This window comes from Polaribacter sp. HL-MS24 (assembly GCF_032758595.1).
Classification (GTDB): Bacteria; Bacteroidota; Bacteroidia; order Flavobacteriales; family Flavobacteriaceae; genus Polaribacter.
In genome coordinates this window covers 1,670,094-1,691,145 of sequence record NZ_CP136415.1, presented here as the reverse complement: position 1 = coordinate 1,691,145, position 21,052 = coordinate 1,670,094, and the positions used below count along the sequence as shown (strand labels likewise).

The 21,052-nt window shown below is 35.1% G+C and carries 22 protein-coding genes and 2 pseudogenes; 6 read left to right on the top strand and 18 right to left on the bottom strand.

Going from position 1 to position 21,052, the window contains the following annotated elements; all coding sequences use genetic code 11:
- Positions 1 to 19: 19 nt before the first annotated feature.
- Positions 20 to 1,603 carry an aldehyde dehydrogenase (NADP(+)) gene (locus RRF69_RS07955; protein ID WP_316939289.1) on the bottom strand — a complete coding sequence of 528 codons (1,584 nt, stop codon included), beginning with the start codon at positions 1,601 to 1,603 and terminating at the stop codon, positions 20 to 22.
- A gap of 124 nt (positions 1,604 to 1,727) precedes the next feature.
- Positions 1,728 to 2,639: a dihydrodipicolinate synthase family protein gene (locus RRF69_RS07950; RefSeq protein ID WP_316939288.1), complete on the bottom strand. Its 912-nt coding sequence runs from the start codon at positions 2,637 to 2,639 to the stop codon at positions 1,728 to 1,730.
- A 126-nt stretch (positions 2,640 to 2,765) separates the two neighbouring features.
- Here RRF69_RS07950 and RRF69_RS07945 point away from each other — a divergent pair, with 126 nt between their 5' ends.
- Entirely contained in the window at positions 2,766 to 3,614 is an 849-nt protein-coding gene (locus tag RRF69_RS07945; RefSeq protein WP_316939287.1) for an AraC family transcriptional regulator, read from the top strand.
- Here the strand turns inward: RRF69_RS07945 and RRF69_RS07940 are convergent.
- From RRF69_RS07940 to mnmD, 7 genes and pseudogenes are all read right to left on the bottom strand, one after another.
- The gene (locus RRF69_RS07940) at positions 3,603 to 3,977 is read right to left on the bottom strand and encodes an MmcQ/YjbR family DNA-binding protein (protein WP_316939286.1); all 375 of its coding nucleotides are present in this window, start codon (positions 3,975 to 3,977) and stop codon (positions 3,603 to 3,605) included. The two genes, RRF69_RS07945 and RRF69_RS07940, sit on opposite strands and share 12 nt — an antisense overlap.
- Before the next feature lie 8 nt (positions 3,978 to 3,985).
- The gene (locus tag RRF69_RS07935) at positions 3,986 to 4,939 is read right to left on the bottom strand and encodes an alpha/beta hydrolase (protein ID WP_316939285.1); all 954 of its coding nucleotides are present in this window, start codon (positions 4,937 to 4,939) and stop codon (positions 3,986 to 3,988) included.
- Positions 4,926 to 5,687, bottom strand: coding sequence for a cyclase family protein (locus tag RRF69_RS07930; RefSeq protein WP_316939284.1), 762 nt, complete (start codon positions 5,685 to 5,687; stop codon positions 4,926 to 4,928). Before RRF69_RS07930 ends, RRF69_RS07935 begins: the two co-directional genes overlap by 14 nt.
- A gap of 36 nt (positions 5,688 to 5,723) precedes the next feature.
- Positions 5,724 to 6,850: pseudogene (gene hemW / locus RRF69_RS07925) on the bottom strand (radical SAM family heme chaperone HemW).
- Positions 6,851 to 6,991: 141 nt separating this feature from the next.
- Positions 6,992 to 7,138: a hypothetical protein gene (locus RRF69_RS07920; RefSeq protein WP_316939283.1), complete on the bottom strand. Its 147-nt coding sequence runs from the start codon at positions 7,136 to 7,138 to the stop codon at positions 6,992 to 6,994.
- A 134-nt stretch (positions 7,139 to 7,272) separates the two neighbouring features.
- The gene (ruvC, locus tag RRF69_RS07915) at positions 7,273 to 7,824 is read right to left on the bottom strand and encodes a crossover junction endodeoxyribonuclease RuvC (RefSeq protein ID WP_316939282.1); all 552 of its coding nucleotides are present in this window, start codon (positions 7,822 to 7,824) and stop codon (positions 7,273 to 7,275) included.
- A 202-nt stretch (positions 7,825 to 8,026) separates the two neighbouring features.
- On the bottom strand, positions 8,027 to 8,689 hold the full coding sequence (gene mnmD / locus RRF69_RS07910) for a tRNA (5-methylaminomethyl-2-thiouridine)(34)-methyltransferase MnmD (RefSeq protein ID WP_316939281.1): 663 nt from the start codon (positions 8,687 to 8,689) through the stop codon (positions 8,027 to 8,029).
- 244 nt (positions 8,690 to 8,933) lie between these two features.
- Here mnmD and RRF69_RS07905 point away from each other — a divergent pair, with 244 nt between their 5' ends.
- On the top strand, positions 8,934 to 9,989 hold the full coding sequence (locus RRF69_RS07905; protein WP_316939280.1) for a branched-chain amino acid aminotransferase: 1,056 nt from the start codon (positions 8,934 to 8,936) through the stop codon (positions 9,987 to 9,989).
- A gap of 353 nt (positions 9,990 to 10,342) precedes the next feature.
- Here RRF69_RS07905 and RRF69_RS07900 read toward each other — a convergent pair whose 3' ends face one another.
- Together RRF69_RS07900 and RRF69_RS07895 are read right to left on the bottom strand one after the other, a co-directional pair.
- On the bottom strand, positions 10,343 to 10,729 hold the full coding sequence (locus RRF69_RS07900; protein ID WP_316939279.1) for a nucleoside triphosphate pyrophosphohydrolase family protein: 387 nt from the start codon (positions 10,727 to 10,729) through the stop codon (positions 10,343 to 10,345).
- A gap of 25 nt (positions 10,730 to 10,754) precedes the next feature.
- Positions 10,755 to 11,477 carry an SDR family NAD(P)-dependent oxidoreductase gene (locus tag RRF69_RS07895; RefSeq protein ID WP_316939278.1) on the bottom strand — a complete coding sequence of 241 codons (723 nt, stop codon included), beginning with the start codon at positions 11,475 to 11,477 and terminating at the stop codon, positions 10,755 to 10,757.
- A gap of 108 nt (positions 11,478 to 11,585) precedes the next feature.
- Between RRF69_RS07895 and RRF69_RS07890 the strand changes: the two genes are divergently transcribed.
- A complete protein-coding gene (locus tag RRF69_RS07890; protein ID WP_316939277.1) occupies positions 11,586 to 11,792 on the top strand; it encodes a hypothetical protein in 207 nt (68 codons plus the stop codon).
- 6 nt (positions 11,793 to 11,798) lie between these two features.
- On the opposite strand, the pseudogene RRF69_RS07885 reads toward RRF69_RS07890, so the two are convergent.
- Positions 11,799 to 12,355, bottom strand: a pseudogene (locus tag RRF69_RS07885) (DNA-3-methyladenine glycosylase I).
- Positions 12,356 to 12,658: 303 nt separating this feature from the next.
- On the opposite strand from RRF69_RS07885, the gene RRF69_RS11790 reads away from it, so the two are divergent.
- Positions 12,659 to 12,877 carry a DUF6146 family protein gene (locus RRF69_RS11790; RefSeq protein ID WP_410479453.1) on the top strand — a complete coding sequence of 73 codons (219 nt, stop codon included), beginning with the start codon at positions 12,659 to 12,661 and terminating at the stop codon, positions 12,875 to 12,877.
- On the opposite strand, the gene RRF69_RS07875 is transcribed toward RRF69_RS11790, so the two are convergent.
- The 6 genes from RRF69_RS07875 to RRF69_RS07850 all read right to left on the bottom strand — a co-directional run bounded on the left by RRF69_RS07875 (position 12,874) and on the right by RRF69_RS07850 (position 18,602).
- Positions 12,874 to 13,362: a dihydrofolate reductase gene (locus RRF69_RS07875; protein ID WP_316939276.1), complete on the bottom strand. Its 489-nt coding sequence runs from the start codon at positions 13,360 to 13,362 to the stop codon at positions 12,874 to 12,876. The genes RRF69_RS11790 and RRF69_RS07875 overlap by 4 nt on opposite strands.
- 107 nt (positions 13,363 to 13,469) lie before the next feature.
- Positions 13,470 to 14,294, bottom strand: a complete 825-nt coding sequence (locus RRF69_RS07870; protein ID WP_316939275.1) for a thymidylate synthase — start codon at positions 14,292 to 14,294, stop codon at positions 13,470 to 13,472.
- A gap of 22 nt (positions 14,295 to 14,316) precedes the next feature.
- Entirely contained in the window at positions 14,317 to 16,050 is a 1,734-nt protein-coding gene (locus RRF69_RS07865; protein ID WP_316939274.1) for a NupC/NupG family nucleoside CNT transporter, read from the bottom strand.
- 17 nt (positions 16,051 to 16,067) lie between these two features.
- The gene (locus tag RRF69_RS07860; protein WP_316939273.1) at positions 16,068 to 16,691 is read right to left on the bottom strand and encodes a bifunctional nuclease family protein; all 624 of its coding nucleotides are present in this window, start codon (positions 16,689 to 16,691) and stop codon (positions 16,068 to 16,070) included.
- 136 nt (positions 16,692 to 16,827) lie between these two features.
- On the bottom strand, positions 16,828 to 17,790 hold the full coding sequence (locus RRF69_RS07855) for an electron transfer flavoprotein subunit alpha/FixB family protein (protein ID WP_316939272.1): 963 nt from the start codon (positions 17,788 to 17,790) through the stop codon (positions 16,828 to 16,830).
- Between the two features lie 65 nt (positions 17,791 to 17,855).
- On the bottom strand, positions 17,856 to 18,602 hold the full coding sequence (locus RRF69_RS07850; RefSeq protein ID WP_316939271.1) for an electron transfer flavoprotein subunit beta/FixA family protein: 747 nt from the start codon (positions 18,600 to 18,602) through the stop codon (positions 17,856 to 17,858).
- A 693-nt stretch (positions 18,603 to 19,295) separates the two neighbouring features.
- On the opposite strand from RRF69_RS07850, the gene RRF69_RS07845 reads away from it, so the two are divergent.
- A complete protein-coding gene (locus RRF69_RS07845; RefSeq protein WP_316939270.1) occupies positions 19,296 to 20,273 on the top strand; it encodes a pyruvate dehydrogenase complex E1 component subunit beta in 978 nt (325 codons plus the stop codon).
- 190 nt (positions 20,274 to 20,463) lie between these two features.
- A complete protein-coding gene (locus tag RRF69_RS07840; protein WP_316939269.1) occupies positions 20,464 to 20,991 on the top strand; it encodes an inorganic diphosphatase in 528 nt (175 codons plus the stop codon).
- Positions 20,992 to 21,052 lie beyond the last annotated feature (61 nt).

Below are 21,052 nucleotides of genomic sequence, written 5' to 3'. Positions count from 1 at the left end.
GTGTTAAAACAAATTCATTTTAGAGGGACTTTGTCGTTTTTATACCATTTACGGTTCTTAAAATCGCTAATGGATTTTCATTTTTCAATTCTTCTGGAAGCAATTCGTTGGGCCAATCTTGAAAACTAAAAGGTCTTACAAATCGTTTGATTGCATCGACTCCAACTGCTGTAAATCGACTGTCTGTAGATGCTGGATAAGGACCTCCATGCAGCATGGATGGGCAAACTTCAACACCCGTTGGAACTCCGTTAAAAATTATTCTCCCAACCTTTTGCCGAAGTTCATTTACAACAGTAGTATACGCTGCTACTTCGTTATTGTCTGAAATAACAGTCCCTGTCAATTGCCCTTCTAAACTTCGCACCACTGCTTCCAATTCTGTTTGATCGCTGCATTGAATAATCAGTGAGAAAGGCCCAAAAACTTCATGATGCAAATTAGGATTCTTAATAAATCTCAGCCCACTAACAGTGATTACCATTTGATCTGCATAATTGGGCGGAACTGGCTCCGAAATAGCGGCAATAAGAGAGACCCCTTCTTGCTCAAGAGCTTTTTCTTTATTGGTCTGAAACGCTTTTGATATATTGGGATGCAACATACAAATAGGGGCTATTTGACGTATTTCTTCCGCTAAAGATTTGGTGAAATTGGTCAGCTCCTTTGAGGCGATTCCAATAATTAAGCCTGGATTGGTACAAAACTGCCCAGCTCCTAAGGTGATCGATCCTGCAAAAGTTTTCGCCAAGTTCTTTGCACTGTTTTTGAGTGCATTTGGCAAAAGAACTACGGGATTGACACTTCCCATTTCTGCAAATACAGGAATGGGTTCGCTACGTGTAGCAGCTAAATTGTATAAGGCTCGACCTCCATGTAAACTTCCTGTAAACCCAACTGCTTTGACATTCGGATGCAAAACTAATTGCTCTCCAACTTCATTTCCTTTTGAATTTAAATTGGAAAAAACTCCATTGGGCATTCCCGTTTTATGTGCCGCTTTTAGCACTGCAGAAGCAACCATTTCGCCAGTTGAAGCATGCATTGGATGCGATTTCACAATCACAGAACACCCTGCTGCCAAAGCGGCTGCAACATCCCCTCCTGCTGTTGAAAATGCCAATGGAAAATTAGAAGCTCCAAAAACGACCACGGGCCCGAGAGCAATATTCATTTTCCTTAGGTCTACTTTTGGAATCGGCTGTCTTTCTGGCTGTGCGGTGTCAATAGTTGCTTCAACCCAATCCCCTGTTTCTAGATGACTTGCAAACGCATTCAATTGCCCTAAAGTTCTACCTCTTTCTCCAATAGCTCTTCCTAAGGGCAACCCACTTTCAGTGCAGTACATTTCTAACAAAGAATCACCTAAAACTTCAATTTCTTCTGCAATCGCCCTTAAAAATGTTGCTTTCTTCTTTCCAGAAAATTGTGCATATGTTTTAAACGCTACTGCAGCCAATTCTGCAGCTTGATGTACCTCTTCAATAGTAGCTTCTGTAATTTCCCAAGTATTATGTTGATTTAACAACGGATTGAACGTTTTGAATTTTGTACTCCCTTTGGCAGTTAGTAGTTTGCCTATGTAGTTTTTCCCTGAAATCATGTGTAAAATATTTCTTTTATAAATCTGTGAAAATCATGTATAACAGTTGCAATGAATATCTAAAATAAAATAATCAACTTTAAGTGTCCTCCCTTCTTAAAAAATGAACACTCAAAGTTACGTATCATTTTTTGTAATCATACAAAGCGGGTCTGTGTTTTAAACTTTCTTCTATAATCATAATCACCTCATCTCTTTCTGAACCAGATAAGGGCAATCGAGGTGCTCTAACATGTTCTGTCCCAATATTTGCATAGGCCTCCGCTAATTTAATATTTTGCACTAATTTCGGATGAATATCCAATTCCAACAAGGGCATAAACCATCGATAAATCTCGATGGCTTCTTGAATTCTACCAGCCTTCTGTAGTTCATAAATCGCAACGGTTTCCTCAGGAAAAGCACAAACCAAACCCGCAACCCAGCCTTCTGCGCCCAGCATCATACTTTCTAAAGCAATCGTATCTACTCCAGTCATGATTTTTAATCGATCCCCAAATCTATTTTTAATTCTTGTGATATTGGTCGTATCTCTTGTTGATTCTTTTACAGCTTGAATATTGGTTTGCTCCAATAATTCTTCAAACATGTCTAAGCTTACTTCTATCTTATAATCTACAGGGTTGTTGTAAATCATAATTGGCAAATCGGTGTTGGAAGCAACTGCTTTAAAGTATTCAATCGTTTCGCGGTCACAAGCTTTGTATCGCATTGGCGGCAACATCATCAAACCACTCGCACCATCTTCTTGTGCTTGCTGTGCTGCATAAATCCCTCCTCGAGTAGATTGCTCAGCAATATTCATCAATATAGGTATTTTATCACCAACAACCTCAAGAGTACTTTTAATGAGTTGTCTTTTTTCGGATTCTAAAAGCGTACTGGCTTCACCAAGAGTTCCACCTAATACAATTCCATGAACCCCTGCTGTAACTTGTGCTTGTATGTTTTTTTGAAACATGGCAATGTCCAATTGGTCATTTTCTGTAAATTTTGTTGTTACTGCTGGCATTACGCCTTCCCAATTAAATTTCATTTTTTACTTATTTAGAGCACTAAATTAAAGAACTTTTTTGAAGCTGGGTTGTTAAAAATTATTCATAATTAATAGTATAGTATCCAAAATAATGTACAAATACAATTATTTGATTATTTTTATACTATGAAAATTTTGCCTTTTAAAATTCCGAAATCTGAAAACAGTGGTTTGATTTATCAGGAAGACAACGAAATTATTTTCTATGACAAGCTGCATCAACACGATGAAATCCAAATCAGTTTTATTAAAAAAGGGAGTGGAACTTTGTTGGTGGTCGATCGATTTTACAATTATACCAAAAACGATATTTTTGTGATTGGGAGTTCCATTCCGCATATTTTTAAAAGTGAAAAAAATACTTCAGAACCCTCTAGCATGCTGAGTTTGTTTTTTACAAAAACCTCTTTTGGAGCTGATTTTTTTAATCTGAGTGAGTTTGAAGAAATTCGTTCATTTTTTGAGAAATCTGAAAAAGGTTTTCAAATCACCTCCAATCAAAAAAAAATTAAACGCTTATTTCTGCAATTAAAACAGGCTACAAAAATGAATCGTTTCTTACTTTTTTTACAACTATTAAAACTGATTTCTTCTTCAAAGCAACACTCTTTATCAACTTTTAATTTTACCAAAAAATATACCGATATCGAAGGAAAACGAATGCGATCTGTTTTTGAATATACCATAAAAAATGCGCATTTATCGATAGGGTTAAAAGAAATTTCTGAAATTGCTAGCATGACAAAAAATGCTTTTTGTAAATATTTCAAAAAGAGAACCAACAAAACCTATATCCGTTTTTTAACCGAATTAAGAATTGAAAACAGCTGTAAATTATTACACAAAACAAAGGAATTGTCCATTAATGAAATTGCTTTTCATGTAGGTTTTACAAACATATCAAATTTTAATAGGCAGTTTAAAAAAATAAAAAAAAGTACTCCAACAGCTTATCGGAAAAATTTATTTGGATGAATGATTCAATGCTTCTCTGAGTTTCTTTGTCAATCCTTCAACCACCAAATCGTAGGAATGATTGATCAACTTTATGAGCAAAGTATCCGAAACATCGCTGTCATTAACGGTAACAGTGTTCCAAAGTCTTTTGTTCATGTGCCAACCAGAGTTGACACCTTCATGCTCTCCTCTTAATTCTTCTGCCCATTCTGGATCGCACTTTAAATTTATTTTCTGCACCCCCTGTTCCCAACTATCCAAACCTACTAGTGCAAACATTTTTCCCATTACTTTAAAAACTAGAGTAACTTTGTCAAAAGGAAAGTGTTCTGTGACTCCTTTTTTTTCCATACAAAAATCTCTTAATTCATCGATCTGCATAACATCAACTAGTTTTCTGTTTTTTGATTTAAAAAGGCATTCAGAATTTGAATACTTTCGATTGGGTTTTCTTCCATTGGAACATGTCCTGAATTTGGAATCACCACAAGCTCCGAATTAGGCATAAGTGCATTCATTCTGTTACCATTCTCTACAGGGATCCACTGATCATTTTTTCCCCAAAGCAATAACGTTGGCGTTTGAATACTTTTTAATTGGTCTTCTTTAAAGCTTTCCGAATGCATAATGTCTGATTTGGCTCGGTCTATAAATGCACCTCGATTTCCTGCTCGTAAAGTCATTTTATGATATCGTGTAACGAGTTCTTCTGTAATTTTAGAATCATCTTCATACACCTGCTGTAAATTGTGTTTGAGTATATAACGAGGAGTGATATACAAGAATAAAGTATTTAAAAGAGGTGTTTTTGCCATTTTAAAAATCCAAGGCTGAGGTTTATGAGTCGACAATCCACTAGCATCTACTAAAATTAATTTCTTCACTTTTTCTGAGTGTTGTAAGGTATACTTCCACGCAATATGCCCACCTAGAGAATTTCCTGCCAACAGTATAGAATCTAGTTTCATTTTTGATACAAACTTGTCTAAAAAATGAGTGTAGCCATCAATGGAATAATCCCCTCTTTTATTGGGCCCCGTAAGTCCAAATGCTGGTAAATCCATACGAATTACTCGGTAGTTTTCTTTTAAGTTCTCTGTCCAATCATCCCAGGTATGCAAAGAAGAACCTGTTCCGTGAAGAAGTACAATGGGCATTCCAGTTCCTTCAACTCGATAGTGCACTTGCATTCCATCGATTTCAATAAACTTTGAGAATTCATTGGCGTAAATTGGCTTCAAGGATTCAACAGGAATGTCTATGTAGAAACCGCTTCTAAAAGCGATAATCAACAACACAAAACATCCATACAAAGCAAATTTCCTTAGATTACTTTTTCTCATCCACAATGATTTTGTATACAACAGGCTTGCTGGGAGTCGCATCATTTTCAAAAGGGGCTATCATTAAATTTAATAAGTACTCTCCATCTTCAACAGCATTAGGTACGTAAATTAATTCTGTGATGGTAGCATCCATTCTAAGTTTTCCAGAAGTATTCCAAAAGGCATTGTGTGCCAATAATTTCCCTTCATCGCGTTCTTTATCGACAGAAGGAAGGTCAATCAACAAATGTTTGATTCCTTTTTCTCGAAGATATACGGCCGCTTCTTCCAACAAATAAGTAGGATTGGTATCGGAATATCTTCTAGATTTTTTCTCAGGTAAATTGGGTAAGGTTCGGATAATAATTGCATCTCTTTTCTTATTTCCTAGTTGTGATTGCAACTGTTTTTTTGAAATCACAAAATCTCCTTGAATCAATTCTGGAGCAACTGTAACTACTTCAGCAAGAAAAAAATAATGCTTTAAATTCTGATTGACAGAATGCACTTTTTCAGTTATGTGCCCAACACACTCAGTATGGGTAATGTGCGAATGGGGATTGAAATGAATATTGTTGAAATTGATTACGGCACCTTCTGAAACCTTGACAATATCATCACCAAATTTTTGAGGAAAAATTTCAGGGTCACCAATATACCAAGCATTAACGTTTTCTTTTGTGATATCTATTGCGATAGAAATATCGATAGGTTGAGAAACATCAATGGCTATTTTCCTGGAATTGTATTCTATAATTGCTTTCATTATAATTTTTTTATTGCTAAAAAAAGGAATGAAAATTTAGTTGAGCATAAATAAGTGGGAAGCAATCCCATCTACCAAAAACCTTCCTTTTTTTGTTGTTTTTAATATTTCGCCATCAAAATACAATAATTTTTGCTGAATGTATTTGTCCGATTCTTTTTTTATGTAGGAAACATACTTGACTCCAAAATCTGTTTTAATTTTTTGAAGTGAAACTCCCCATATCGTTCGCAGCCCGGTCATGACGTATTCGTTATAGGCATCGGTGACAGAAAGTATTTCTCTATCGACCGGCAACCTATTTTGTTCAATTTTCTTGATATAGATAGCATTGTTTCTCACGTTCCAACTTCGTTGTTTTCCGTCAAAAGAATGTGCAGAAGGACCGATTCCTAAATAGGTTTTCCCTAACCAATACCCCGTATTGTTTTGACTAAAATAACTTTCTTTTCCAAAATTAGACAATTCGTAATGTACAAAGTTCTCCTTCTCCAACATTGCAGTTAGCATAGAAAACTGTGTTTGTGCCAAGTCATCATTTATGTTTTCAATTTTTCCTTTCTGAATAAGAGCTGCTAGTGCTGTTTTGGGCTCTACAGTCAATGCATAACTCGAAATATGAGGAATATTAAAATCTAAAACCGTTTGAATGTTTTGACGCCATTCTTCATTGGTCAACCTATAATTCCGTAGATCAGATCTACAGAAATATTGTCGAAATATTGGGTGGCTAAGAATAATGCGTTTATTGCTTCCTTAGAATTGTGGGCCCGATTCATCAAGGTTAGATCTTTTTCTAAAAAGGATTGCACACCGATACTGAGTCGATTTATTCGAGAGATAGAAAGTTCGAGTATTTTGGTTTCTGACAAATCATCTGGATTGGCTTCTAAGGTGATTTCTGGATTTTCTATAACAGTATGATTTGCATATACTGCATCGATTAGAATTGAAATTTCTTTGGCAGAAAGCATACTTGGGGTACCTCCTCCAAAATAGATAGTTTCTACAACTTCACCCCCCAATTCTTGTTTTCGAAGTTCAATTTCTTTAATCAAACAAGATAATAATGCATCTTTCTTTTTCAGTGAAGTCGAAAAATGAAAATCACAATAAAAACATGCTTGTTTGCAAAACGGGATGTGTATGTATATTCCGGACAAATCAGTTACCAATTATTATTTATTAATTCAGGTGGTTTTTAGTATTCAAAATAGAATCCGACCTACTACACCCGTTTTCTCAAACAATTCTTCATTAATATTCTATTCAATATCAGCATTATTTTTTTATAAATGTACCTCCTATTTTGTTTCTAAACACTCTTTATAAGCGATTGAAATTGTACCAGAAAAATCTGCTTTTAAAATCGCTCTATTTACTTGAATTAAGTTCGCGCCAATCCAATACCTCTTTTTTAAAATTTGATTTGATTCAAGTATTCTCTTCATTTATAAACTCTTTACTGAACTTTCCAATTTGGATAAGTAGATCCTATGATTTATTTGGAAGTGGATGGTTTGAAACCCTCAGTAGAGACGATGTTGAATTCCACTACTGATAATAGTCCACTAATAATCAATCTCTAAGTAATCTTTTTAGGATTCTGTTTCACAAAACTAGCCCAACCCGTATAGTTTTTACCTCCAATGACTTTGCCAGAATTATAGAAATGACAGACAGCAGCCGCTAGCCCATCAGTTGCATCCAAATTTTTAGGTAAGGTTTTTAAATCCAATAGTGATTTTAACATTAAAGCAACTTGTTCTTTACTAGCATTTCCATTTCCAGTAATCGCCATTTTAATTTTTTTGGGTAAATATTCTGTAATCGGAATTTCTCTCGACAAACCGGCTGCCATGGCAACACCTTGTGCACGGCCTAACTTTAACATCGATTGGACATTTTTACCAAAAAAAGGAGCTTCAATTGCAATTTCGTCGGGGTGATACGTGTCAATCAACTCTATAGTTCTTTCAAAAATGAGTTTTAATTTCAGGTAATGATCGTCATATTTTTGAAGCATTAATTCATTCATTTGAATAAATTCCATTTTTTTACCCACAACTTTGATCAATCCAAACCCCATAATGGTGGTTCCTAGGTCAATTCCTAAAATAATTTTTTCTACTGCCACAGTTCTACGGTTGTTGAATTAAAAAATGAAATCTTACTACAGAGGTTTTTTACTTGGAGTTTAAAATAAGCTGGAAATTAAACTTTCAGCTTTAAACCAAAGGAATAAAACGATCCCCAAAAGTAAAATTAAAATGACCCCTTTTTGAGGTTTTGATCGCTTACGATCTCCAAATCTTCTTCCGATTCTCATATTAATTGTATTAGATTTTAGTAGCTCTTAACATTTCTCTTTTCCCAGGAGGTCCTAGCAATCTTTCTACCATAAATCCTACAGATTGCATAGCCCTTCGGACACTTCCTTTTGCGCAATAAGTAACCAAGATCCCATCTGGTCTGATTGCTTGAAACATTTTTTCAAAAATCTCTTCGGTCCATAATTCTGGCTGATTTTGAGCTCCAAACGCATCAAAATAAATCAGGTCGAAAGCAGCTACATCATTAATTTCTTGAAAAAACTGTTTGCGCTTGAATAGGTGAAAATCTTTTGACAACTCGTATTCTTCATCCCAAGGAGTTTGATGCATGACTTCAAAAATAGTTTGATTTGCTTTCGCATTTAATTCAGAAACATAATTCAGTTTTTGGACTTCATCAGAAGAAATTGGATAGGCTTCTACCCCCACATACTTTACTTTTTTGTTTCGCTTTCTCGATTCTAAAAAAGTAATAAAAGCATTCAATCCAGTTCCAAATCCGATTTCTAAAATTGAAATGGAGCTCCGATCAATTTTAAAAAAACCAGAATGTAAAAAAACATGATAGGCTTCTTGAATCGCACCGTGTTTTGAATGATATTGCTCATTCCAACTAGGAAGGTGTATGGTCGTAGAACCATCTGAGGTTATGATGATTTCTCTTTCCAAATAATCAAATAATTTTTAGTGTGATACCGTTTTCCAAAGCGATGCTTTTTCCCACAGAATTTTGTTCATTACTGCATGTAAAAAACAAAGAAAACCCTGCAAAAAATTGAATCCATAATTTCATCTTTGAAAACTTTAACATGCTCCATACAAATGTAAGGTTTTAAACAATAAAATCAATATTTAAATATATATTTGGATTCATAAATTATGTACCTTTGTGAGGTACAATCAACCTAAACAGATGGCTACTCACATAGAAATTCAACCCATAGAGAAATCTAAAATAGATACGGTAGACTTTAACAACCTCCCTTTTGGTAGTGTTTTCTCCGATCACATGCTAGAATGCGACTTTATAAATGGAGCATGGCAAACCCCTGTCATTAAAGCATACTCACCAATTTCTTTAGATCCTTCTTCCAAAATATTTCATTATGGTCAATCCATTTTTGAAGGAATGAAAGCCTATAAAGATACGGATCACAATACCTTATTATTTCGCCCACTAGAGAATTTTAAGAGACTCAATAAATCTGCAGAACGATTAATGATTCCTGAAATTCCTGAAGGAATTTTCATGGATGGATTGCAAAAATTATTAGAAATTGACAATCAATGGATTCCTACCAATGAAGGAAGTTCATTATACATAAGACCCTTTATGTTTGCATCTGGAAATGGCTTTCATGCATCTCCTGCAGACGCTTACAAATTTGTGATATGTACCGCCCCATCAGGCGCTTATTTTGCGGGAAAAGTAACGGTTTTAATTGAAGAAAAATACGCACGTGCTGCCAACGGAGGTGTCGGTTTTGCTAAAGCTGGTGGAAACTATGCAGCGCAATTCTATCCTACACAGTTGGCAATCGAGAAAGGATACAATCAAGTGATTTGGACCGATGACCATAGTCACCAATACATTGAAGAAGCTGGTGCAATGAATATTTTCATCAGAATCAATGATACTCTAATTACAAGTCCGACAAGTGATCGTATTTTAGACGGAATTACTCGTAAAAGTATCATTCAATTATCAAAAGATTTAAACATCGATATGGAAGTTCGAAAAATCACAGTGTCTGAAGTTGTTGCAGCTGCACAAGCAGGTACTCTGTTGGAAATGTTTGGAGCAGGAACCGCTGCAGTGATTTCTCCAATTGCTGGTTTTGGATATCAAAATTCAGATTATGAATTACCAGAAGTAAAAGACAGCTATGCCTCTTTGTTGAAAAAGACGATTACGGATTTGCAAACTAACAAAACAGAAGACCCATATGGCTGGAGAGTTCAACTTTAGTTTGAATAAAATTTATTTTAAAACCTCAACGTTGTTGAGGTTTTTCTTTTTTATCCTTTTCTGTAAGCTTAAAAATAGTGAAGAATCCTTAAAAATTTAATTAATTGGGAGCATCTAAACCCTATGTCAAAAGTTCTTACAAAATTTTAAGGCCTATAAACACACTCCCTATCAATCAATTTCATCAATAAAAAACGAATTTAATCAGAAAGAACCTCATTGACTGAAAGAACCTCATTGACTGATTGAGAGATAAAGAGAACTTTGCAGTAATTCATCAAATAAAGTAACAACCTATCGAAGAAAAATCTGAACTAACATAAAAGATAGACCTCACAGATTTTGAAACTAAATTATTTTTCTAAAATTTCAGCAATATTGGGTCTAAAGTAATTGGGCCCTTTTAACACTTTACCGTCTTCCCTATAAATAGGGTTTCCATCTGCTCCTAATTTACTCATATTACTCCGCTGAATTTCATTGAAGACTTCTTCAATTTTATCCTGCATACCGTGTTCAATTATTGTTCCACAAAGAATGTATAACATATCTCCTAAAGCATCTGCAACTTCAACCAAATCGTTATTTTTGGCAGCTTCGAGGTACTCTTCATTTTCTTCCTTCATCAATTCAAAACGCAATTGTTTTCGATCTTCTGAAATGGCTACAGTAGGAACCTCTTGTGTGTTTAGTTGAAAAGCGGTATGAAATTGATGAACCGCAGCGATTTTGTTTTTCATTGTTTATATGGTATATCTGTTAAAATTAAAGTACTTTCTTTAAAACCCAGGCGGGCATGAAACTTAAAATCCAAGCTATGAGCTCCCAGCGTTTGGAGATATAAGCTACTCTTTTTTTCTTTTTAATGGCAGAAAAAATTTGCTTTGCAGCCTTCTCAAGGGGTACCATCCAGAAAATAGCGTCGCCTAAAGCCATGGGGGTATCTACAAAACCTAGTCTGATATCGGTGATAAAAACTTTTCCAGAGGGGATGGATTTCGTTTTGATATACAAGCTCTCTAAATAAGCTTTTTGATAAGCTTTGGAAGCAAAATAATCGGGAGCAGAACGATTCCCTCGAATCGATGCAATTGATGAAATCCCGACCAAGTGTCCAAATTGTTGTTTTTTAAATAAATTATAGGCTAAAATATACAACTTCGTACATCCCAGAACATTCGTATTGATAGTTTGCTGTTGCAGCTCCCAATCAAGTTTTGGGTTAACATAGCCCACACCTGAAGACTGTACAACCAAATCGATCGTTTTAAAGGCGCATACAATTTCTTCAAAAACACGTGCTACATCATCGACATCTTGAATATCATTCTGCTTGATGAGAATGTTGTCTGGATACTGCTTTTTAAAAGCCTTTAATTTGTCTAGTCTTCTTCCGGTGATCGCAACTTTATACCCCTCTTTGATTAGAATTTCGGTCAACGATTTCCCAATTCCAGAAGTTGCTCCAAAAACGATGGCATTCTTCATTTAATTTGTAATTTTGCAGAATCTATTTCAAAACACAAGATATAGAATCTTCTTGACATTGTTCCATTGTTTCGGATTCTATTCACACATAACTTATACAGAAAAACAATGTTTTTAGCCGCATATTTTACAACAGGTAGAATTATTTTTATCATTTTCTTCGTAATTACTTTTACTGCTTTAGCAATTTACAGCTATAAAAAGGACTCAAAAAGTCATCAAATACATTATAAAAATGCTGCTAAAAATTTGGCAATTTATGGTGGACTTGTATTCATTATTTTTGTTGCCATTCGCCTATTAACAGGTCATTAACACACATTATTTGCTATATTTAAAACAGTCGGAAGTATGGTCATTGACCAATCCGATCGCCTGCATATAGGCATAGATTACTGTAGATCCTACGAACTTAAAACCTCTTTTTTTAAATCTTTTGAAATTGTATCCGACAAAGCTGTTGTCGCAGGAACGTTGGATTGATGTTGAAACTTATTTTGAAGGGGCTTCCCATCAACATAACTCCAAATAAATGTAGAAAACGAGCCAAATTCTTTTTGAATCTCCATAAATAATTGGGCGTTAGTAATTGCACTTCGAATCTTCAGTTTGTTTCTAACAATCCCTGCATCCTGTATTAAAAGATTATATTTTTCTTCAGAATAACGTGCGATCTTTGCATACTCAAAATTATCAAATGCCCTTCTAAAGTTTTCTCTTTTATTCAAAATAGTAATCCAACTCAAACCTGCTTGAAAAGTTTCTAAAAGTAGAAACTCAAACAAAGTGGCATCGTCAAAAACAGGCACTCCCCATTCTTGATCATGGTAGTCTATATATAATTGACTAGACGTAGCCCAAAAACACCTCTTCTTCATGTACTAGATTATGAATGTTAAAATCGTTTATTTTGAAACAAATATAGATTTTTTTTTCGCACCTTTAAGGTACCGAATCATTCAAAATGAAACAATGTACACAATTTTTATTGCTATTTTTCATGATTGTACTGCTCTCGTCATGCAGTTCAGTTCCAAGACAAAACAGTTCAACTGAAGCTGAAACTCCCGTACGGATTGCAAATGACAGCTTAGCGTACGAAATCATTATTATTGACCCAGGATTCAATGTATACTTGGCTTCAATAGCGCGGCCCGAAGGTTTTTTTTTCTCAAGAGTATATGGAATTACGAAATCGTTTTTGGGTAACTACTTGGAATCAAAGAGCACAAAACCCACAACTGTTCAATGAAAATATTTATGAAAACATCATTGATTATGATTTCAATGTGGATTACGGGTACGAAGTAAACTACAAACTTTTCAACTACTTTTTATTTGCTCAAAGAAAGTATAAAATGAATTTAGGTGGTGGATTTAGGCAAAATCAACTTCGCTAAATTTTCTGATAGCTGATAAAACTATAATCGTAAGCATTCTTATGATCCGCTTTAAAATCTTCTCTGGATACTTCTTTCCAAATTGTTTGATCTATTTCAGGAAAAAACACATCTGCCTCAAATTCTTCATGTACCAACGTAATGTCTAATTGATCCACAAGGTTTCGTTCCATGGCTTGTTGGTATACTTGTGCCCCCCCAATAATAAAGACCTCCTGCTCATCTTTTGCAAAACGAATGGCTTCTTCTATAGAGCCTGCAATCAAACAACCTTCTTGTTGATAGTGTTCATTTCTAGTAATAATGACAGAGGTTCTGTTTGGCAATGCTTTGCCAATAGAATCAAAAGTATTTCTGCCCATTAAGATAAAATGCCCTGTTGTTACTTTTTTAAATCGTTTCAAGTCGGCAGGTAAACGCCATATCAAATCATTGTCTTTCCCTAAAGCATTGTTTGTTGAAATTGCGGCAATAATTGTAATCATATTCAAATGAAGTTTAAAATAAAATACTGGAAATGTATTGGGCCTTTTTGTTTGAACTCGATGAAAGAAAAATAGGCTAAATAGAATTTTCTGAGAGTCTGTTGAATTTATACGGCTACTTTCCCTTTGATATGAGGATGCGGATTGTAATCTTCCAACTCAAAATCGTCAAAATCGAAATCAAAAATACTGGTGATTTTTGGATTGATTTTCATTTTTGGCAAAGGTCTTAGTTCTCTGCTCAATTGCAATTCTAATTGCTCTTGGTGATTGTTATAAATGTGTGCATCTCCAAAAGTGTGAATAAATTCTCCTGCTTGGTAGCCACATACTTGCGCTATCATCATGGTAAACAAGGCATAACTAGCAATATTAAAAGGAACACCTAAAAAGATATCTGCACTTCGTTGGTATAATTGGCAAGACAGCTTTCCATCGGCAACATAAAACTGAAAAAATGCATGGCAAGGAGGCAAGGCTGCTTTTCCATTGGCTACATTCTCTCCAAAAGAAATGGAGTTGTCTGGCAAAACACTCGGATTCCATGCAGAAACCATCATTCGTCTACTATTTGGATTATTCTTGAGAGTCTCAATCACATCAGTTAGTTGATCGATATCATCACTATTCCAATTTCTCCATTGATGTCCATACACAGGTCCTAAATCTCCATTTTCATCAGCCCAGTCATTCCAAATTCGAACTCCGTTTTCTTGTAAATACTGAATATTAGTATCGCCTTTGATAAACCACAGCAACTCATAAACAATGGATTTTAAGTGCAATTTTTTGGTAGTTACCATCGGAAAGCCTTCACTCAAATCAAATCGCATTTGATACCCAAAAACACTTTTGGTACCTGTACCTGTTCGATCTCCTTTTTCATTTCCGTTTTCTAAAACGTACTGTACTAAGTCGTGATATTGTTTCATTTGATATTCGTTCTATAATTGTTTATCCTATAATCATTCCTGCAATGGTCGCTGACATTAAGGAAGCAATTGTTCCTCCAATAAGGGCTTTCATTCCAAATTCTGACAATGTTTTGCGTTGTCCTAGCGCTAAAGATCCAATTCCTCCAATTTGAATACCTATTGAAGCAAAATTAGCAAAACCACACAACATATAAGTTGCCATAATGATGGACTTATTAAAAGTCAGGTGAGTCGCGTTTGCAATATTCTTAAGTTCGGCTAGTTGTATGTATCCAATAAATTCGCTGGCAGCTAACTTGATTCCTAATAATTGTCCCATCAGCGCGATATCCTCTGTTGCTACACCAATCAGCCACATCAAGGGCGCAAATGCGTATCCTAAAATAGCTTCTATAGAAAAACTGTCATAAGCCGTATTCTCTGACATCCAAAGGTTTAAGGTCGTGATGTCCCCAACCCATCCTAAAATTCCATTCAGCATCGCAATGATTGCCACAAAAACCAATAGCATGGCTCCTACATTCACTGCCAAACGCAAACCTTCGGTGGTTCCGTTTGCAATAGCATCTAAAATATTTGATCCTATTTTTTCTTGAGAGACACTCACATCTGTACTTACTTTTTCTGTTTGTGGATATAGTATTTTAGAAATCACAATAGCTCCAGGAGCTGCCATTACAGAAGCGGCTAACAAGTGTTTTGCAAAAACCAACTCCAATACTTTATCACCTCCACCTAAAAAACCAATATAGGCTGCTAAAACAGCACCTGCAACAGTTGCCATACCTCCAACCATCACCAAAAGAATTTCAGACTTATTCATTTTCTCCAAATAGGCCTTAATCAACAATGGAGCTTCAGTTTGACCTAGAAAAATATTTCCTGCTACTGAAAGGCTCTCCATTCCAGAAATTCCTAAAAATTTAGAAAGAACTATTGCCATAATTTTCACAATCTTCTGAATGATTCCCAAATAAAAGAACAAGGACGTCAAAGCAGAAAAGAAAATAATTGTGGGCAATACCTGAAAGGCAAAAATATATCCAAATGTGTTCATATCTTCAACCATCCCAGCAAATAAAAACTGACTACCCGCTTTGGTATACTGTAAAATTTCGATAAATATTCCACCGATAAATTCAAATATATGTTGAACAAATGCCACCTTTAAGACACCTATGGCAATGAGTAACTGAAGCGAAATCCCAATTCCTACTTTTTTCCAATCGATTGCTTTTCGATTGCTACTAAATAAAAATGCGATAATCAATAAGGAAAACATTCCTAAAACCCCTCTCCACAGACTGTTTACAGAAAACCCTTGACTGGCTACAATTTCTTTAGAATCTGAAATTTTTTCTTCTTGCTTTGTGTCCGAAACATCGATTGATGCCTTTTTTACAAGTGCTGAAGAAGAGAGGGTATAAACTACATCATTTTCAGACAAGACCAAATGGTTCTGGTCTAAAGAAACAATATTAAAATATCGGAGGGTATCTTTTGGTTGACGGAAATTAAAAATCAACAAATTGTTTTGACGAATATAGTTTCCAGAAGCATTTCCGCCTTCTTCTTCCGAAATTACATACTCAAATTTTCCATCTGAAAAAGAAAAAATAGCATTTTCATTAATTTCAATGTGTTGAGAATCTTGGGCTTTTGTAATGGAAGAAATCTTCCATTCTTTTTCAAATTCTTGAGAAAATCCTACAATAGACAGTAAACAGAAAGCGATGAATACTATTTTTTTCATGATGTACTTGATTGGGGTTATACTCGTTTACTGATTTCGTCTCTTATTTTTGCTGCCAATTCGTAATTTTCTGATTCTACTGCCTTTTCTAACTGACTGTGTAATTCTTTCAAGCTATTTTCAGAAAATGGAGATTCTTTTTTAAGGTTGACATTATCAATTTCATAGGCATCCTCTTCTTCAAAGTCATCCTCATCTTGATCTTGATTCAATCCAAACTCATCTTCATTCTTCAAATACACTCCCGCTTTGTCTAAGATATTCTCGTAGGTGTAAATAGGAGCCTCAAAACGAACTGCTATTGCAATGGCATCAGAAGTACGAGTATCAATAATTTCCTCTACCCCATCTTTTTCACATATTAAACTTGAAAAAAACACCCCATCTACCAACTTGTGAATAATAACTTGGGAAATATTGATTTCAAAACGATCAGAAAAGGTTTTGAATAAGTCGTGAGTAAGCGGTCTTGGTGGCTTAATTTCTTTTTCCAGTGCAATCGCTATGGATTGTGCTTCGAAAGCACCAATAATAATTGGTAAAGTTCTAGCACCATCCATTTCGCTCAACACCAAAGCGTATGCTCCGCTTTGAGTTTGGCTGTAAGAAATCCCTTTTATAGTAAGCTTAATTAGACCCATAAACAATCTTAGTAAAATACAAAAAAAGGCCATCCAAATTAGGAGAATACCTAAAATTAGATAGCCCTTTTATTGGGCACAATTTAATAAAAAATATGTGTTGAACCTTTAAATATCAATTGTAATTTATAAAAACTTATGCAGCCTTAAATGCCTTTAGTTTTTCAATGAGAACGGGAACAACCTCAAAAGCATCACCAACTATTCCGTAATCTGCTGCTTTAAAGAAAGGAGCTTCCGAGTCTGTATTGATGACTACCTTTACTTTAGAGGCATTGATTCCTGCTAAATGCTGAATTGCTCCAGAAATACCAATGGCAATATACAAATTGGAAGCAACTGGTTTTCCAGTTTGGCCAACATGTTCACCATGAGGTCTCCAGCCTAAATCGGACACCGGCTTAGAACATGCTGTTGCAGCACCTAAAACACTTGCCAACTCTTCGATCATTCCCCAGTTTTCAGGTCCTTTCATACCTCTGCCCGCCGAAACGACAGTATCTGCGTCTGCAATCGTTACTTTTCCTGATGCCTTTTCTACTTTTACAGAGCTGACTCCAAAGTCTGCATCCGAAATTTGCGCATCAAAACTTTCTGAAATCCCTGAAACGATATTTTCATGAACTCCAAAAGAATTTTTTGCAACTCCTATGATTTTATTTGCTGTACTAATTAGTGTATTGCTAAACCCTTTGTTTGAAAATGCTTTTCTTTTTACAGTAAAATCAGTTATATCTGTCGGCAATGCAACAACGTTAGAAACATAACCTGCATCCATGGCAACAGCCAACATAGGAGCAATATGCAAAACATTGATGCCAGAGCCCAAAACAACTACATTCGCATTTTCAGCAAAGGCCACTTGCGCAATCACAGAGGTGTAGGCTTTTGCATTGAACGTTGTTAATTGTGCGTTGGTAACGGTCACAACTTTTTCGGCTCCATAGGTATACAATTCTGAAACTTCTGAAGCATTGATTGTAACAACTACTACTGAAGTTCCCATTTGGGCTGCAACTCTATTTCCATAAGAAACGACTTCAAAAGCAGATTTTTTAAATTTTCCATCCGATGAATCGGCAAAGACTAAAACTGACATATTCTTATTTTTTTTAACTGTTGTGACGGTGTATTAATGTTATCGTTTTGAAAACGAGCCGATTGTTAAATTACTTTCGCTTCGTTGTGTAATAAATTGATGAGTTCATCGATATTGTCTGCAGCAACTAATTTTACTGCTCCTTTCGGTGCTGGTTTTTCGTAAGACCTTGCACGAGTCGCATTTGATACTTCAACAGGTTCTACAATCGTTAAGGGCTTTTTTCTAGCCATCATAATTCCTCTCATGTTCGGAATTCTTAAATCCGATTCCTCAACAATACCTTTTTGCCCGGCAACTACCATTGGTAAACTAGAAGAATGAATTTCATTTCCTCCATCAATTTCTCTTGTTAAAGAAACTGAAGTTCCCTCTACTTCAATACCAACACATCCATTTACAAAATTAAAATCGACTAAAGCAGCAAGCATTCCTAGCACCATTCCTCCATTATAATCAATAGATTCTCTTCCTGCCAACACCAAATCATAGCCTCCATTTTTGACAACCTCAGCCAATTGTTTTGCAACAAATAGTCCGTCAGTTGCTTCTGCGTTTACACGAATAGCATCATCTGCACCAATCGCCAACGCTTTTCGTAAAGTAGGTTCTGTAGCAGCATTCCCAACATTCACAACCGTTACTGTAGCGCCTTGTTTTTCCTTGAACCACATGGCTCTTGTCAAACTAAACTCATCATAAGGATTGATCACAAATTGCACTCCATTTGTATCAAACTTCGTATCATTCTCTGTGAAATTAATTTTTGAAGTGGTATCTGGCACATGACTAATACAGACCAATATTTTCATAATTCTTGTAATTTTGTTTTATAACGCTACGAAGTTACGCCTTTTTTCTAAAAAAATACTATGCGTGCATAATAAATTTTTTCACAATTTAACAGACCCGAAATCGATTGCGGGTTTTTATGAAATTTAAGTGAGACATCAAAGATCAATCTGACCATAATAAGGTAGCGTGTTGAACTCACTGTTAGGGGTTCTTCTACAAAATAGAAAAGCAAAAAGGGAATGATGATTCCATCATAAGAAATATGAAAAAGAGTATCGTATAAATTTCAATCCAAGCCTTCTTCAATTGTGTTTACAGTGATAAGATAAAAAACAAAAATCCACAAACTATCAAGATCAAGTATAATATTAGTAGCGTATATTATGAAGTAATGTTTTGTCGAACTCCATATTTTAGAACAACTAAAGAGTTGCTAAAAAGATATACTGCTAAAAAAAAATTAGGAATTGAAAAATACTAGAATCATCAGCTGCGTATAGATGTCTATGTCCCATAGAAAAAATAGGACTGCTTCCCATTTTATCTGTTATGAAAATAGTATTTTTATTTAAGAAGATGCTACAATGTCAAAAGTCATCCAGTTTTCATGACACACTAAAAAGGAGCTCCATTTTATTTTTATTTTGAGCATATATTTTATTCATATTTTCAGTACTTTTGCGTCATACATAAATAACAATTAGATTTAGATGAAGACAGTTCAATTCAGAGAAGCAATTTGCGAAGCAATGAGCGAAGAAATGCGCAGAGATGAAAGCATTTATTTAATGGGAGAAGAAGTTGCCGAATACAATGGTGCTTACAAGGCCAGTAAAGGAATGCTCGCAGAATTTGGGGAAAAAAGAGTAATCGACACTCCTATTGCAGAATTAGGCTTTGCAGGAATTGCAATTGGATCTGCCATGAATGGCAATCGACCTATTGTAGAATACATGACCTTTAACTTCTCTCTAGTTGGTATCGATCAAATTATCAATAATGCTGCAAAAATTAGACAAATGTCTGGTGGGCAGTTCAATTGTCCAATTGTTTTTAGAGGACCCACAGGATCTGCTGGACAATTAGGAGCAACTCACTCACAAGCATTTGAAAACTGGTTTGCAAATACCCCAGGTCTAAAAGTAATTGTACCATCCAATCCTTATGATGCAAAAGGCTTATTGAAAGCTGCCATTCGCGATGATGATCCCGTTATTTTTATGGAATCTGAGCAAATGTATGGTGACAAAATGGAGATTCCAGAAGGAGAATACATTATCCCAATTGGAGTTGCAGAAATAAAGAGAGAAGGAACAGATGTGACCATCGTTTCTTTTGGAAAAATCATTAAAGAAGCCTACGTAGCGGCTGATGAATTGGCAAAAGATGGAATCTCTGTAGAGATTATTGATCTCAGAACCGTTCGTCCAATGGACCATGCTGCGATTTTGAATTCTGTAAAAAAAACAAATCGATTAATCATATTGGAAGAAGCTTGGCCATTTGCTAGTGTTGCTTCAGAAATCACCTATAGAATACAAGATGAAGCATTTGATTATTTAGACGCTCCTATCAAAAGACTTACGACAGCAGACACCCCTGCTCCCTATTCTCCAGTTTTATTAGAAAAATGGATTCCAAATTCACAGGATGTCATCAATGCAGTCAAAGAAATTCTATCAAAATAGTTTTTCTTACAACTCTTATTAAAAATCCTTTTTTCTATTTGAAAAAAGGATTTTTATTTTCTACTGAAATTGAAATTCCACAAAAAACCAATCCTCGAAATCCTTTGCGTAATTATTCTCAGGAAAATAGGATTTAGCAGTGCTATTTCACTATTTTTGCAGACCTATTTTGTAAAGAAAAAAAAGACTTATGAGTGCAAAAAATAAAGAAACTTTTGATGTTTTAATCGAGATTCCAAAAGGAAGCAGAAATAAATATGAATACGATTTTGAATTGAATAAAATTCGTTTTGACCGAATGTTATTTTCTTCAATGATGTATCCAGCAGATTACGGTTTTGTACCCGAAACTTTGGCCTTAGATGGTGACCCTTTGGATGTATTGGTTTTAGGACATGAACCTACCTTCCCAATGTGTGTTATTGAAGTAAAAGCGATTGGTGTATTTCATATGACTGATGAAAAAGGACCGGATGAAAAAATTATTTGTGTTCCAATTTCAGATCCAATCTGGAACAATAAAAATGATTTATCTGATTTAAATCCACACCGTTTAAAAGAAATCGAACATTTCTTTAAGGTATATAAAGATTTAGAAAAGAAAAAAGTAGATGTTGGTGGTTGGGGAAATGCCGATGAAGCAAAAGCTATTTTCAATGCTTGTGTTGATAGATACGAGAAAAGTGAGCATAAAAAGACAGGGAATTTCACGATTTAACAAATTTCTGAACCATAAATTACCAACCTCTTAAATGTAAAATTTTAAGAGGTTTTTTATT